The 14,528-nt window shown below is 73.1% G+C and carries 10 protein-coding genes; 3 read left to right on the top strand and 7 right to left on the bottom strand.

Going from position 1 to position 14,528, the window contains the following annotated elements; genetic code table 11:
- Window positions 1–8: 8 nt before the first annotated feature.
- Together ACTMTB_RS11600 and ACTMTB_RS11595 are read right to left on the bottom strand one after the other, a co-directional pair.
- Window positions 9–1,202: a threonine synthase gene (locus ACTMTB_RS11600; RefSeq protein WP_441144863.1), complete on the bottom strand. Its 1,194-nt coding sequence runs from the start codon at window positions 1,200–1,202 to the stop codon at window positions 9–11.
- Between the two features lie 14 nt (window positions 1,203–1,216).
- Window positions 1,217–2,263 carry a DNA polymerase ligase N-terminal domain-containing protein gene (locus tag ACTMTB_RS11595; protein ID WP_441144861.1) on the bottom strand — a complete coding sequence of 349 codons (1,047 nt, stop codon included), beginning with the start codon at window positions 2,261–2,263 and terminating at the stop codon, window positions 1,217–1,219.
- Window positions 2,264–2,348: 85 nt separating this feature from the next.
- Here ACTMTB_RS11595 and ACTMTB_RS11590 point away from each other — a divergent pair, with 85 nt between their 5' ends.
- Entirely contained in the window at window positions 2,349–3,137 is a 789-nt protein-coding gene (locus tag ACTMTB_RS11590; protein ID WP_441144859.1) for an aldo/keto reductase, read from the top strand.
- Between the two features lie 69 nt (window positions 3,138–3,206).
- Here the strand turns inward: ACTMTB_RS11590 and ACTMTB_RS11585 are convergent, their stop codons facing one another.
- Window positions 3,207–4,340, bottom strand: coding sequence for a GH12 family glycosyl hydrolase domain-containing protein (locus tag ACTMTB_RS11585; protein WP_441144857.1), 1,134 nt, complete (start codon window positions 4,338–4,340; stop codon window positions 3,207–3,209).
- 408 nt (window positions 4,341–4,748) lie between these two features.
- Between ACTMTB_RS11585 and ACTMTB_RS11580 the strand changes: the two genes are divergently transcribed.
- Both ACTMTB_RS11580 and ctaD read left to right on the top strand, forming a co-directional pair.
- The gene (locus ACTMTB_RS11580) at window positions 4,749–5,855 is read left to right on the top strand and encodes an FAD-dependent monooxygenase (RefSeq protein WP_441145009.1); all 1,107 of its coding nucleotides are present in this window, start codon (window positions 4,749–4,751) and stop codon (window positions 5,853–5,855) included.
- 129 nt (window positions 5,856–5,984) lie between these two features.
- Window positions 5,985–7,739: an aa3-type cytochrome oxidase subunit I gene (gene ctaD, locus ACTMTB_RS11575; protein WP_441144855.1), complete on the top strand. Its 1,755-nt coding sequence runs from the start codon at window positions 5,985–5,987 to the stop codon at window positions 7,737–7,739.
- 904 nt (window positions 7,740–8,643) lie between these two features.
- Here the strand turns inward: ctaD and ACTMTB_RS11570 are convergent.
- The 4 genes from ACTMTB_RS11570 to ACTMTB_RS11555 all read right to left on the bottom strand — a co-directional run bounded on the left by ACTMTB_RS11570 (window position 8,644) and on the right by ACTMTB_RS11555 (window position 14,511).
- Complete coding sequence (locus tag ACTMTB_RS11570) at window positions 8,644–9,867, bottom strand: MFS transporter (RefSeq protein WP_441144853.1); 1,224 nt, start codon at window positions 9,865–9,867, stop codon at window positions 8,644–8,646.
- Window positions 9,868–9,931: 64 nt separating this feature from the next.
- Window positions 9,932–10,513, bottom strand: coding sequence for an isochorismatase family protein (locus tag ACTMTB_RS11565; RefSeq protein WP_357919840.1), 582 nt, complete (start codon window positions 10,511–10,513; stop codon window positions 9,932–9,934).
- Window positions 10,514–10,529: 16 nt separating this feature from the next.
- Window positions 10,530–11,816, bottom strand: coding sequence for a nicotinate phosphoribosyltransferase (locus ACTMTB_RS11560; RefSeq protein ID WP_441144850.1), 1,287 nt, complete (start codon window positions 11,814–11,816; stop codon window positions 10,530–10,532).
- A gap of 16 nt (window positions 11,817–11,832) precedes the next feature.
- Window positions 11,833–14,511: a LuxR C-terminal-related transcriptional regulator gene (locus ACTMTB_RS11555; protein ID WP_441144848.1), complete on the bottom strand. Its 2,679-nt coding sequence runs from the start codon at window positions 14,509–14,511 to the stop codon at window positions 11,833–11,835.
- Between the last annotated feature and the right edge of the window lie 17 nt (window positions 14,512–14,528).

The raw sequence follows: 14,528 nt of genomic DNA, 5'->3' as shown, positions 1-14,528 counted from the left end.
CGACCGGGTCAGGCCGCCACCACGGGTACGCCGGAGACGTCCACCGTCTCCGGGTACTTCAGCCCCGCCCCGGTGTTCAGCACCACCACCCGCTCGCCGGCCCGGATCCAGCCGCCGGCGCGCAGGTGCCGGGCGGCGGTCAGGCAGGCCGCCCCCTCCGGGCAGAGCAGCAGCCCCTCCCGGCAGGCGAAGTCCCGCAGGTCGGCCAGGATCTCCGCGTCGTCAACGGCGAGCGCGGTGCCGCTGCTCTCCCGCAGCGCGGCCAGGATCAGCTCGTCGCCCAGCGGGGCAGGAACGGTGATGCCGAAGGCGACGGTGCGCGCGTCCGCCCAGGGCTCCGCCCGGTCCTGCCCGGCGGCGAACGCCCGCACCACCGGGGCGCACCCGGTGGACTGCACCGCGACCAGGCGAGGCAGCTTGTCCTCCACCCAGCCCAGCTCACGCAGCTCGTGCATGGCTTTGTGGATGCCGATCAACCCGACCCCGCCGCCGGTCGGATAGATGATCACGTCGGGCACCTGCCAGCCGAGCTGCTCGACGATCTCGTACCCCATGGTCTTCTTGCCCTCGAGCCGGTACGGCTCGCGCAGCGTGCCCGCGTCGAAGACCGTCCCGCCCGAGTCGGCGACCAGCTTCGCCACCCACCGGCCGGCGTCGCTGATCAGCCCGTCCACCAGGCGCAGGTCCGCGCCCGCGGCCAGGCACTCCCGCCGGCAGATGGTCGGCGCGTCCAGCGGCATGGCGATGGTCGCGCCCATGCCCGCCCGGGCCGCGTAGGTGGCCCAAGCCGCCCCCGCGTTGCCGTTGGTCGGCATGGCGATCCGCTCGACGCCCAGCTCCCGGGCGCGGCTCACGCCCACCGCCGCGCCGCGCGCCTTGAACGACCCGGTCGGCGTCAGCCCCTCGTCCTTGACGATCAGGTCCGGAATGCCGATCTGCGCCCCGTACGCCGGCGCGCGCAACAGCGGCGTCCAGCCCTCGCCCAACGTGGTGACGTGCCGCTCGTCGGCCACCGGCAGCACCTCGCGGTAGCGCCACAGGTCGGCCGGGCGCAGGCCGAACCGCTCCGGCGTCACCGCCTCGGCCACCGCCGCGAGGTCGTAGCGGGCCAGCAGCGGCGAGCCGCACCCACACAGGTTGGCCGGTCGGTCGGCGTCGTGCTCCCGTCCGCAGCGCGGGCACTCCAGGTGGGTCAGGTACACGATGCTCCTCGCCGTCAGCCTGGCTCGATGCTCAGCCAGCGGCGGCTGCGTCGGCCCGGCTCGTAGACCGAGTCCAGCCGCTTGGCCACCACCCCGGGCAGCCCCTGCCCGCGGGCCGTGTCCAGCGCCTCGGCGCCGGTGCCGGGGAACCACGGCGGAGTCTGCCAGTGCGGCCCGGCCAGCGCCAGACCGTCGAGCAGTTCCCGGCGCTGCGCGTACGGCACGTCGAGGCTGGCCACACCCTCCAGCCAGAGCAGATCGAAGAGCAGGAACTGCGCGTCGGCGGCGGCCCGCTTCGGCCGGGCCGGGCGGACCCGGCCGGCGGAATCGATCCGGACCAGGACCCCGTCCAGCACGGCTTCCGTCGGGGCCAGCGCCTCGGCCATGTCCCGCAACCAGGGGTACGCCCCGGTGACGTCCTCGTCGGTCTCCGACAGCAGCCGCAGCCGGCCGCCGGAGACGTACGCCATCGCCCGCACGCCGTCCCAGCGCAGCTCGTAACCCCACTCCGAGCTGTCGCCGGGTAACCGGCCCGACGGGGTGGGGTGCATCGGGCGGACCAGCTCCGGCATGCTCGTCCAGCCGGGCGGGGGCGGGTCGGTACGGCGGACCATCCAGTCCCGCCCGTCGCGGCCGCCGGTGGCGAAGAGGACGTACCGGCCGCTGGTGCGCGCGCCGTGCAGCACCACGATCACCTCGTCGTCGCGCCACTTCTCGCACTGGTAGGTGCCCCGGTCGTGCACGGTCATCGTTCCGCCGCCGTACTCGCCGGCCGGGATCTCGCCGTGGAAGTCGAGGTACTCCATCGGGTGGTCCTCGGTGTGCACGGCCAGGTGGTTGCGCCCGGTGTCCCGGGGCAGGCCGCGCGGCACCGCCCACGAGGCGAGCACCCCGTCGCGCTCCAGCCGCAGGTCCCAGTGCAGCGCGCGGGCGTGGTGCTGCTGGATCACGAACCGGGCCTCGCCGGCCCTCCGCCGCCGGCGCGGCCGCTCCGGCGGCACCGGTTCCGGGGTACGCGCCGCGTCCCGCTTGCGCCGATACTCCTCCAGACGGTCCGCCACACCGGCATTCTCCGGCAAACCGCCTGGCTCCGCCGGTTGCCCGGTTCCGGGCATGTCACCGGCGATCACGGGTAGAACGGTCGGTATGGACCAGCACCTCGACCAGCCCACCGCGCTGCTCCCCGGCGACGTCCGGATGCCGCTGCTCGGCTTCGGCACCTGGCAGGCCAGCGGCCAGGCTGGTTACGACGCCGTGCTGGCCGCCCTCGACGCCGGCTACCGGCACATCGACACCGCCACCATGTACGGCAACGAGGAGGAGGTCGGCCGGGCGATCAAGGAGAGCGGGCTGCGCCGCGAGGACATCTTCATCACCACCAAGCTGCCGCCGGACCGGGTGGGGCGGGAACGGGAGACCATCGAGGCCAGCCTGCGCGCGCTCGACACCGATCACGTCGACCTCTGGCTGATTCACTGGCCGCCGTCCTCGCCGGCCGACAGCATCCCAGTGTGGCGGGAGCTGCTGGCGGCTCGGGACGAGAACCTGACCCGGGCGGTCGGGGTGAGCAACTACAGCACTGCGCTGATCGACGAGCTGATCCAGGCCACCGAGGAGAACCCGGCGGTCAACCAGATCCGCTGGAGCCCGTCGCTGTACGACCGGCAGCGCCACGTCGAGCACCGCGACCGGGGCGTCGTGCTGGAGGGCTACAGCCCCTTCAAGACCAGCGACCTCTCCGATCCGGTACTGACCCGCATCGCCACCGCGCACGACGTGTCGCCTGCCCAGGTCGTGCTGCGCTGGCACATCGACCACGAGATCGTGGTCATCCCCAAGTCGGTCACCCCGGAGCGGATCAGGGCCAACGCCGATATCTTCGATTTCTCGCTGACGGCCGAGGAGATGCGCGACATCGACGCGCTCGGCGGCTGACCAGTGGACGCTTCAGCAGGTGGGAAGGGGCGTGACCGAGTGGTCACGCCCCTTCGGTCAGCTGGAACGTCACGCCCGTGAGCAGGCCACCCCGTTGAGCGAGAAGCTGGTCGGCGACGAGTAGGCGCCGCTCAACGTCCCCTGATACCCGAAGTTCGCGGTACCCCCCGGCGCGATCGACCCGTTGAAGCCGACGTTCCGCGCACTCACCGCCGACCCGCTCTGCGTCACGGTCGTGTTCCACGCGTTGGTGACCTGCTGCCCGGCAGGCAGGTTGTAGGTCAGGTTCCATCCGTTGATGGTGCTGGAGCCGCGGTTGGTGATCGTCACGTCGGCGGTGAAGCCGTTGTTCCACGAGTTCGGCGTGTACTTCACCGCGCACCCGCTACCCGTCGGCGGCGGCGTGGTGGTCGGCGGCGGCGTGGTGGGCGGAGTCGTCGAGCCGCCGCCGTTGACGCTGGCCGAGAAGGAGGACACCCCGAGCCCGGCGCCGCCCTGCCACGGCTCGAAGCCGGCCTGGATGCTGGTCAGGTACCAGCTGCTGGTGATCGCGCCGCGGTCTTTCACGTCGTTGATGAAGTCGAGGACGCTGAGGTTCATGCTCGTGATCGGCGACGGCGCGACGTACGAGATGACGTTGTTGGAGCCGTTGCTGCCTCGCCAGACCTCCCAGGTCCGGCCGACGACGGTGGTCGTCCCGACCGGCGAGCCGATCGGCTGGATCGGGCCCTGGCGGTTGAGCCAGATCATGATCTCCATCTGGTTCACCCCGTCCTTCTTCGGCGTCGGGTCGAGCCAGATGTCGTACGAGGCGTTGTAGATGGCCCCGCTGACGTACTTGTAGCTGATGCTGCTGGTGGCGCTGCTGATCTGGCTGACCTGGATCGGCAGGTTGGTGCCGGGGGAGCAGTTGGTGTAGTGGCAGCCGAAGAAGACCGACGGGTACGCGGTGGGGGCGCCGTTGGTGGGGTTGCTGCCGTTCTGGGTCGTGATCTCGAAGCCGGTGCTGGTGACGTTGATGCACTGCTGGGCGGAGGTGCCCCAGCGGTTGTTCTGCACGACGTACCGGTTCTGGATCACGGTGGAGCCGAACTGCTCGCAGATCTGGGTGTCGGCTGAGGCCGTGCCGCCGAGCGCGACGGCGACCAGCGATCCGGCGGCCAGCAGGCCGGCGGCGGCGATGGCGCGGAGTGGACGTTTCATCATGCTCCTCGAGATGCCGGCGTGGGGGCGCCGGATGGGACGGGGGAGAGGCGCGGGAGCGCTCCCATATCATTCGACACATTTACATGTCTGCAACAGGAGTGCAACCGGACCGGCTGCCTGAACCCGACCCGGACGGCGGAGGGCGCTGCGGTGGACCTTCGACGCCGCTTCCGCATCGCGCCATCGCGAGCCGGCGAAGCCGCAGCTCAGTCGGGAGTGGGAGGCGTCGGCGTACCGGGGGATGGCGGGTCGGCCAGGCGGTGACGTGAATCGTTTACACGAATGGGAGCGTGGGTCCGACGAGCGGTACCGCCAGGGCCGATCAGGCCTACCGTGTGTCGATCGCGCGGAGTAGTGTCTTGCCTCCAACGCGTGCCGATCCCCCCTCCGGAGGCGTACACCACCATGGGTGGCTCCCCCCTGCGCATCCTTGTCGTCGGCGCGGGCATCGCCGGTCTGGCCGTCGCCCGGGCGCTGCGGATGGCGGGTTTCCGTCCGGACGTCACCGAGAAGCTGCCCCCGAACGAGCTGGTCGAGACCGGTCTCTATCTGCCCGGCAACGCCGACCGCGCGCTGCGCCGGCTCGACCTGGACGGCCCGGTCCGCCGGCTCGGCCAGGTGATCCACCGCCAGCGCTTCCTGGACGCGGCGGGCGAGCCGCTCTGTGAGGTGGATCTCGACGCGCTCTGGTCCGGCGTCGGCGAGTGCCGGGCGCTGCTCCGGCGCGACCTCTACCAGGTGCTGCTCAGCGGCGCCGGCGGCGCGGTGCGGCACGGCGCCGAGGTCAGCGCCGTCGAGCTGCTGCCGGCCGGTGTCGGGGTCACCTTCACCGACGGCACCGGCGGCGAGTACGACCTGGTGATCGGCGCCGACGGGCCCCGTTCGGCGGTGCGTTCCCTGGCCGCGCTCGGCGGGCCGCCCCGCCCCGCCGGGCAGGTGGTCTACCGGGGCGTGGTGCGCGACGGTCCGGAGATCGCCGAGTGGACGGCCCTGCTCGGGCAGCGCGCCGGCTTCCTGGTGGTGCCGATCGGCGCGGGCCGGCTGTACTGCTACGCCGACGAGGCCGGCACGGTCGTCCCGGCCGATCCGGACGCGCGGCTGCGCGAGCTCTTCGGCGAGTACGGCGGGCCGGTGCCCGCGGTGCTGGACGCGCTGCGCGACGTCCAGGTGGGGCTCACCGACGAGGTCGAGCTGGGCCGCTGGCACCGCGGGCGCGTGCTGCTCGTCGGCGACGCCGCCCACGCCACCGCGCCGACCCTGAGCCAGGGTGCGGCGATGGCGCTGGAGGACGCGGTGGTGCTCGCCGAGTCGCTGACCGCGGCCGGCAGCGTCGAGGCGGCGCTGGTGGCGTACGAGAGTCGCCGCCGCCCGCGTACCCGATGGGTGCGGGACCGGACCCGCGACCGCAACCGGACCCGGGACGTCCCGCCGGCGCTGCGCGACCCGCTGCTGCGCGGGCGCGGCGGTCGAATCTTCCGCGAGCACTACCGGCTGCTCGTCGACCCGCTGTAGAGCGGCCCTCCATCCTGCCGCACCACCCCGAGCGGCGCACCCACCTGCCGGGGACTATCCTCCTTGCGGATGACGGCTCGCAGATAGAAGCGCGTGCCGAGCGGGACAACCGAGAACCGGAGGCCATTCGTGACCACCGTCGCACCCAAGCCGGTCGTGACCCGGCCATGGCCGGTCCGAGAGCCGGTCAAGGGGTCGGCCATCGCGCGGCTGCTGCGCACCACGGACGCGAAGCAGATCGGGATCATGTACATGGTCACCGCGTTCGTGTTCTTCATGATCGGTGGCCTGATGGCCCTGATCATGCGTGCCGAGCTGGCGCGGCCGGGCCTGCAGTTCCTGTCGCCCGAGCAGTACAACCAGCTGTTCACGATGCACGGCACGATCATGCTGCTGTTCTTCGCGACGCCGATCGTGTTCGCCTTCGCGAACTACGTCGTGCCGCTGCAGATCGGCGCCCCTGACGTCTCCTTCCCCCGGCTCAACGCCTTCGCCTACTGGCTCTACCTCTTCGGTGGCACCATGGCGACGGCCGGCTTCATCAGCCCGGGTGGCGCCGCCGACTTCGGCTGGACCGCCTACACCCCGCTGAGCACCGTCGAGCACTCGCCGGGCGTCGGCGCCAACATGTGGGTCGTCGGCCTGGCCATCTCCGGTCTGGGCACGATCCTCGGCGCGGTCAACCTGATCACCACGATCCTGACCCTGCGGGCCCCGGGCATGACGATGTTCCGGATGCCGATCTTCACCTGGAACATGCTGGTCACCAGCCTGCTGGCGATCCTGGTCTTCCCGCTGCTGGCCGCCGCGCTCTTCGCGCTCGCCGCCGACCGGCTGATGGGCGCCCACGTGTACGACCCGGCCACCGGCGGGCCGATGCTCTGGCAGCACCTGTTCTGGTTCTTCGGCCACCCCGAGGTGTACATCATCGCGCTGCCGTTCTTCGGCATCATCAGCGAGGTCATCCCGGTCTTCTCCCGTAAGCCGATCTTCGGCTACAAGGGTCTGGTCGCCGCGACCATCGCCATCGCCGCGCTGTCGATGAGCGTCTGGGCGCACCACATGTTCGGCACCGGCCAGGTCCTGCTGCCGTTCTTCAGCTTCCTGAGCTACCTGATCGCCGTGCCCACCGGTATGAAGTTCTTCAACTGGCTCGGCACCATGTGGCGGGGCCAGATCACCTTCGAGACGCCGATGCTCTTCTCCATCGGCTTCCTGGTGACCTTCCTCTTCGGTGGTCTCACCGGTGTGCTGCTCGCCAGCCCGCCGATCGACTTCCACCTGCACGACTCGTACTTCGTGGTGGCGCACTTCCACTACGTGCTCTTCGGCACGATCGTGTTCGCTGTCTTCGCCGGCATCTACTTCTGGTTCCCGAAGATGTTCGGCCGGATGCTCGACGAGCGGCTCGGCAAGATCCACTTCTGGCTGACGATGATCGGCTTCCACACCACGTTCCTGGTGCAGCACTGGCTGGGCAACGAGGGCATGCCGCGTCGGTACGCCGACTACCTGCCCAGCGACGGCTTCACCACGCTGAACACGATCTCCACGATCGGCGCGTTCATCACCGGTATCTCGACCCTGCCGTTCATCTGGAACTGCTGGAAGTCGTACAAGACCGGCCCGGTGGTCGAGGTCGAGGACCCGTGGGGTCACGGCAACTCGCTGGAGTGGGCGACCAGCTCCCCGCCGCCCCTGCGCAACTTCGACCGGATGCCGCGGATCCGCTCCGAGCGGCCGGCCTTCGACCACAAGTTCCCGGAGCTGGCCGCCGGCCACAGCCTGGCCGGTCCGCCGGAGGGCGGCTCCAAGCCGCTCACCAGCGAGTCCGACGGTGGCGCCAGCTACCGCGAGGACACCGCGAGCAACATCGACCGCTGACGCGCCGCACGCGACACCGACGACGGGCGCCGCACCCCACCAGGGGTACGGCGCCCGTCGCCGTTCCGGCTCGGGCCGGTGTCGGTCGTGGCGTTCCGGTCTGGGCCGCACCCGGTTTAGGCGACGCCCGTCGCCGTTCCGGCTCGGACCGGCGGCGGTCGAGGCGTTCCGGTCTGAGCGACGCCCGTCGCCGTTTCGGCTCGGACCGGCGTGAGCCGTGGCGTTCCGGTCTGGCGGCGCTCGGTTGCCCGTCGCCTGGGCGGCGCTCGCGGCTGGCCGGTCGGGTCTCGGCGGCGGCGTCTGCCCCGGTTCCGGGCTCGGCTCTCCTGGCGCCGGCCCCCGCATCGGGAACAGCTGGTCCGCTCGACCCCGGCTCGCCGGCGACCGCGGAATCTGGGCGGGTGAATCGTGGATCGTCACACCCGCCGGGAGGCGCATGCGCTCGTGAGCGATATACCTGAGAGGCATAAATATGCCTCTCAGGTATATCGCTCATCGGGTATGTGTCCGAACGCCGAGACACGCCGACCCGGGGCCACCGCGACACGCTTGACCCCCGATGCCCGACACCCGGCTGCCGGTCTGCCTGGCTTGGGCCATCCGATCGCTGGCCTGCCCGACCGCCCCGACCGCCCGACCGCCCGGCTGCCGGGTCGCTGGCCTGCCCGACCGGCGGCGTGGCCGACCGGCGGCGTGCCCGACCGCCGGGGCCGCCGGTCTGCCCGACCGCCGGGCTGCCGGCTGCGCCAGCGCCGGGCCGCCGGGCACCGGGGTTGCCGGGCACCGGGGTTGCCGGGCCGCCGGGCACCCGGGCTGCCGGGCCGCCGGGCACCCGGGCTGCCGGGCTGCCGGGCCGCCAGGCAGGGTGCGAGAGCGGTACCGGACCGCCTGGCGGACGGCGGGGTCAGGTGGTGGCGGGGGCCAGGTCGGCGGCGTCGGCCACGTCGGACACGGCGGCGGTCTCGCGGCGGTGGCGCAGTTCGACGGGGAGCACGGCCAGCGTCACCGCCAGCCCGATCGCGCCGGTGACCGCGAAGCCCCACAGCGGCAGCGAGGCGTCGATCACCGCGCCGGCGAGCGGCGCGCCGAGCGCGATGCCGACGGTGACGGCGGAGCCGTGCAGGCCCATCGCCTCGCCGCGTACGCCCGCCGGGGCGAGCCGGCTGACCGCGTCGGAGGTCGCCGCGATGGTCGGGGCGCAGAGCGCGCCGGCCGGGATGAGGGCCAGGCAGAGCAGCCACCAGTGGCCGCCGCCCAGCCCGACCGGGATGGTGCAGAGGCTCAGCGCGGCGGTGAGCGCCAGCGGCGAGAACGAGCGGCGGACCGCCCCGTACGCGAACCCACCGACCAGCGAGGCGACCGCCCACATGGTGAGCACGGCGCCGGTCCAGCCGACCTCGCCGCTGGCCCGCAGCACGGCGACCACCGCGACGTCGGTGCCGCCGAGGACCAGGGTCGCCGCGCCGCTGACCGCGAGCACGGCCAGCATCCGGGGGGTGAGCCATTCCCGGCGGGGCGTGCGGGGCTGCGGACCGGCCGGCTCGTCCGCGCTGCGGGTGGGCGGGTTGAGCAGCCAGAACGCGACGCCCGAGGCGACCACGCCGGTGCCGACCGCCCAGAGGGTGGTGCGCGCCGAGACGGTGGTGGCCAGCGCCACGGCGAGTGCGGGCCCGACCATGAACGACAGCTCGACGGACATCGAGTCCAGCGCGTACGCGGGGCGTCGCCGGTCCTCGGGGGCGAGCGCGGCGATGGACTGCCGGATCACCGAGAAGATCGGCAGGGCGAGCAGGCCGGCGAGGAACGCGGCCGGCAGCAGCACGGGCAGCGAGAGCGTCGGCGCGCTCGCCCAGAACACCGCCTCGGCAACGGTGGTCAGGGCGACCACCGGGCGCAGGCCGCGCCGGTCGACCAGGCGGCCGAGCAGCGGCGAGCCGAGCGCCGCCCCGACGGTCATCGCGGCCCCGACCAGGCCGGCGGCGCCGTAGCCGCGGCCGAGGTCGAGCACCACGAAGAAGGTGAGCGTCACCCCGGTCGCGGTGAGCGGGATGCGGGCCAGCACGGACACCAGCAGCAACGACCGGAGCCCGGGCAGGGCGAGCGCTTGCCGGTAAGGCGTCAAGTTCATGATGGTCCGTACCTCCGGCGGCCATCCTCGACCGGAGGTACGACATCGGCAAGCGATTACCGGCTCAAGCGTCCCTGATCACAGGCTCGCCCCGCAGGGTGACGCCGGCGCCGTCCATCGCCCGCAGCGCCACGTCGAGGGTGGTCCGCGCGACGGCGGCCGTGAGGTCGAGCAGCACGGTGGTGGCGAAGCCCTCCCGGGCGGCGTCCAGCGCGGTGGCCCGGACGCAGTGGTCGGTGGCGATCCCCACCAGGTCGACCCGGTCCACGTCGTGCCGGCGCAGCCAGTCGGCGAGGCACTCGCCGTCGTCGGCGTGCCCCTCGAAGCCGGAGTACGCCGCGGCGTGCTCGCCCTTGTGGAAGATCATCTCGACCCGGTCGGTCTCCAGGTCCGGGTGGAACTCGGAACCGGCGGTGCCGACGACGCAGTGCCGAGGCCACGAGTCGACGTAGTCCGGCGGATCGCCGAAGTGCGCGCCCGGGTCGACGTGGTAGTCCTTGGTGGCGACCACGTGGTCCCAGCGGTCCGGCTCGGCGGCGAGCAGCCGGGAGACGCCGGCCGCGACCCCCGCGCCACCGGCGACGGCGAGGGACCCGCCCTCGCAGAAGTCGTTCTGCACGTCCACGATGATCAAGGCGTTGGCCATCGGAGTGACTCCTTCGTCAGCTTGCCGGGACGACGGTGACCGGCACCGCCGGGTCACCGCCGGAGAGCTTGAGCCCTTCCCACGGAATGGAGATCAGGCACTGCCGCAGGTGCTCCCGCGACTCGTCGAGCGAGGGCAGCACGACCGGCTCCCCGTCGACGATGAAGGAGCGCTGGAGCAGCCGGTCGTTGGGCTGCCGGTCCGGCACGCCCTGCGGCACGATGATCTCCTCGGTGGCGGTGCCGGTGGGCTTGTGCCGGCGTACCGCGACCTTCCGGCCGCCGATGGTGGCCTTCTGCTCGGAGCGCTTGACCACCGGCCGCCCGTCCACCTCGACCAGCTTGTAGACCAGCCCGACGGTGGGCGCGCCGGAGCCGGTGACCACGGCGGTGCCGGCGCCGTACATATCCACCGGCTCGGCGGCGAGGGCGGCGATGGCGTACTCGTCGAGGTCACCCGAGACGATGATCTTCGTTTCGGTGGCGCCGAGCGAGTCGAGCAGTTCCCGGGACTGCTGGGCGATCACCGCCAGGTCGCCCGAGTCGATCCGGATCGCCCGCAGCTCCGGCCCGGCCACCTCGATCGCGTTGCGGATGCCCTGGCTGATGTCGTACGTGTCGACCAGCAGCGTGGTGTCCTTGCCCAGCGTGGCGACCTGCGAGGCGAACGCCGTCTTCTCGTCGTCGTGCAGCAGGGTGAACGCGTGCGCGGCGGTGCCGGCGGTGGGGATGCCGTAGCGCCGGCCGGCGGCGAGGTTGGAGGTGAACCGGAACCCGGCCAGGTACGCCGCCCGCGCCGCGGCCACCGCCGCCTCCTCGTGGGCCCGCCGGGAGCCCATCTCGATCAGGGTGCGGCCACGGGCGGCGGTGACCATCCGAGCGGCGGCGGCGGCCACCGCGCTGTCGTGGTTGAGCACCGACAGGACCAGCGTCTCCAGCACCACGCACTCGGCGAAGCCGCCGGAGACGGTGAGGATCGGTGAGCCCGGGAAGAAGAGCTCGCCCTCGGCGTACCCGTCGACGTCGCCGGTGAAGCGGTAGCTGGCCAGCCACTCGGCGGCCCGGTCGTCCACCACCCCGGTGCGGCGCAGGAAGTCCACCTCGTCGGCGTCGAAGCGGAAGTCGCGGATCAGGTCGACCAGCCGGCCCGTCCCGGCGACCACCCCGTAGCGCCGCCCGGCGGGCAGCCGCCGGCTGAACACCTCGAAGGCGCAGCGGCGTTCGGCGGTGCCGTCCCGGAGGGCGGCGCTGACCATGGTCAGCTCGTAGTGGTCGGTCAGCAGCGCGGGGCGAAGGGAGCTCACCGACCCAGCCTAGAGTTCACGCCGATTCCGTGCCGTCGTGGCCCGTGAACGACCGCAGCGCCGCCGGCAGCTCCGCCCGCCCGGTGATGCCCAGCTTGCTGTAGACCCGCTGGAGGTGGTTCTCCACCGTGCGGGTGGAGAGGAACAGTCGCTCGGCGATGGCCCGGCTGGTCACCCCGGCGGCGGCCAGCGTGGCGATCTGCCGTTCCCGATCGGACAGTGCCGGTCGCAGCGCCTCCAGCGCCGGTGTGCGGATCTGGTCGCAGCCGCCGAGCAGGCCCGCGAGCCGCTGGTGGGCGGCGCCGGCCGAGGCGGCGCGTTCCCGGCGCAGCTCGCGCAGCGCGGTCGCGGTCGCCTCGGCGGCCCAGACCGGCAGGTCGAGCGCGGCGAAGCCGTCGGCCACCGCCAGCAGCTCGGCGTCGTCACCGGCGACGGTGGCCCGGGCGTACCGGGCCAGCAGCGGCGGCAGCACCCCGTCGACCTGCTCGGAGAGCTCACCCAGCCGTTGCGCGACGGTGCGCCGGCTGCCGTCCGTGCAGGTCGGGCCGACCGGGGCCGTCGCCTGCCCGAGCCGGACGAGGTCGTGCAGGACCAGCACCTCGTGCCCGGCGAAGCCGTCGGCGCGGAGCCGGTCGGCCAGGTCGCCCAGGTGCTTGGTGGCCCCCGGCAGGTCGCCCCCGGCCGCCAGCACCGCCCCGCGGGCCTGCTCCAGCCAGGGGTAGAGCACCACCATGCCGGGCGCGTGCGTCCGGTCGGCCTCGGCCATCGCCTCGGCGGCGTGCTCGGCCTCGCCGCGCAGCGCCGCCGCCTGGGCCCGTTCGGCCTGCGCCAGCCCGGCGTAGACGCGGCTGGTGGCCAGCACCGCGCAGGCACCGAGGCTGACCTTGAGCGCCTCGCCGCTGCGGCCGCGCAGCCGGGCCGCGTACGCCTGGAGGATCGCCAGGTAGCCGGTGCCGAGCCGGAAGTCGCCGGCCCCGGCCAGGTCGGCGAACTCGTCGGCGACGATCGCGTCGATGCCGGCCAGGTCGCCGGCGAGGGCCAGCCGGGTGCCCCGGGCCAGTTCCATCGCGAGCTGAAGATAAGGCATGTCGCTGCGCCAGTGCGGCGCCTCCGCCGCCACCCGGGCGATCGCGGTCGCGCTGCTGCGGAACTGTCCCCGCGCCGCGTCCAGGTGGGCGATGGTGCAGCGGGCCAGCTCCCGCGCCGCCACACTGGCGGCCGGGCGGTCCAGCACCGACCGGGCGAGCCGGAGCGCCGCTGTGCCGTCCAACCCGTGCAGCCGCATGATCGCCTCGAAGGCGCGGACCCGCGCCTGGTCGCCCGGGTCGGTCAGGGCCGCGCCCGCCTGGGCGATTTCCTCCACGGTGGACTCCCGGCTGAGCCCCCAGTAGCTGACCATGCCGCGCACGGTCAGCCAGCGGCTGCGCCGCCGGTCGCCGTCGATCTCGCCGGCCACCGCGTCGAGCACCCGGATCGCCTCGTCGGGCCGGTCGGCGAACATCAGGATGGTGGCGAGCAGCTCCGCGGCGTCGAAGCCGCCGCCGGCGTCGAGCGCCGCGCGGGCCAGCCGGGTCGCCAGGGGTACGTCGTACCGGGCGAACGCCTGGGCGGCCGCGCCGAGCAGCAGCGTGGCGTCCTGGGCGGTGCCGGAGTCCAGCCGCCACACCGCGACCCGGAGCAGGTCGCCCCGGCGCCGCGCGCCGACCTGCTCCAGCAGCTCCGCCAGGCGGGCCTGCAACCGTCGGGTCCGGGTGACCGGGCAGCGGCGGCGCATCATCTCGCCGTAGAGGGGGTGGGCCAGCCGGACGTCGAGCCGCCGGTCGTCGCGGACCATGGTGATCAGGCCACGCTCCTCGGCCAGCTCCACATCGGCCTGGTCGGCGGCCTGGTAGAGCAGGTGCAGGCCGAGCGGTTCGCCGAAGGCGACCAGCTCCACCACGGCGCGCACCCCCGGCTCCAGCCGCCCGATCCGGGTGTCGATCAGGTCGGTGAGGCTGGGGGCCAGCTCCAGCCGGCCGGTCCAGCGCCAGACGCCGTACTGGCGGTCCAGCTCACCGCCACCGGCGGCGGCCAGCACCAGCTCGCGCAGCAGCAGCGGGTTGCCGGCGGAGAGCCGGAACAGCCGGTCCGCCGAGCCGGCGTCGACCGGACCGTCCAGGATGGCCGCGAGCAGGTCGGCCGTCTCGGCCGGGCCGAGCGGGGCGAGCTCGAAGTGCTCGACCAGGTCGTCGGTCCACAGCGCCCGGATCGGCAGCGGCACCTGCTCGCCGTTGCGCAGCGTCCCCAGGATGGTGGTGTTCTCCTGGCGGGCGAGCAGGTGGACCAGCGCGGCCGACGGCGGGTCGAGCAGGTGGGCGTCGTCGATGGCGAGCACGATCCGCCGCCCCGCGGCCTGCTCCTGCAACACCTCCACACCCCAGCGCAGCACGCCGGCGGGGGAGAGCCCCTGCGGCTGCTCGGCGGGGAGCACCTGGGCCAGCCCGCCGAACGGCAGCGCCGCGGTGGCGGTGCTGGCCGCCACGTACCAGATCGCGTAGCGGTCGGCGGGCAGCGCGCTGACCCCCTCGCGCAGCAGCCGGCTCTTGCCGATGCCGGCGTGGCCGCTGAGGATGAGCCCACGCCCCTCGGCTTCGTCCACGGCCGACTGCAGACGGTCAAGTTCATCCGTTCGGCCGACGAAGCTCCACCGACTCATCCGTGCAGCATATCGAC

The sequence above is a fragment of the Micromonospora sp. L32 genome (genome assembly GCF_052068055.1).
Lineage (GTDB): Bacteria > Actinomycetota > Actinomycetes > Mycobacteriales > Micromonosporaceae > Micromonospora > Micromonospora purpureochromogenes.
This window is presented reverse-complemented; position numbering and strand designations above follow the sequence as displayed.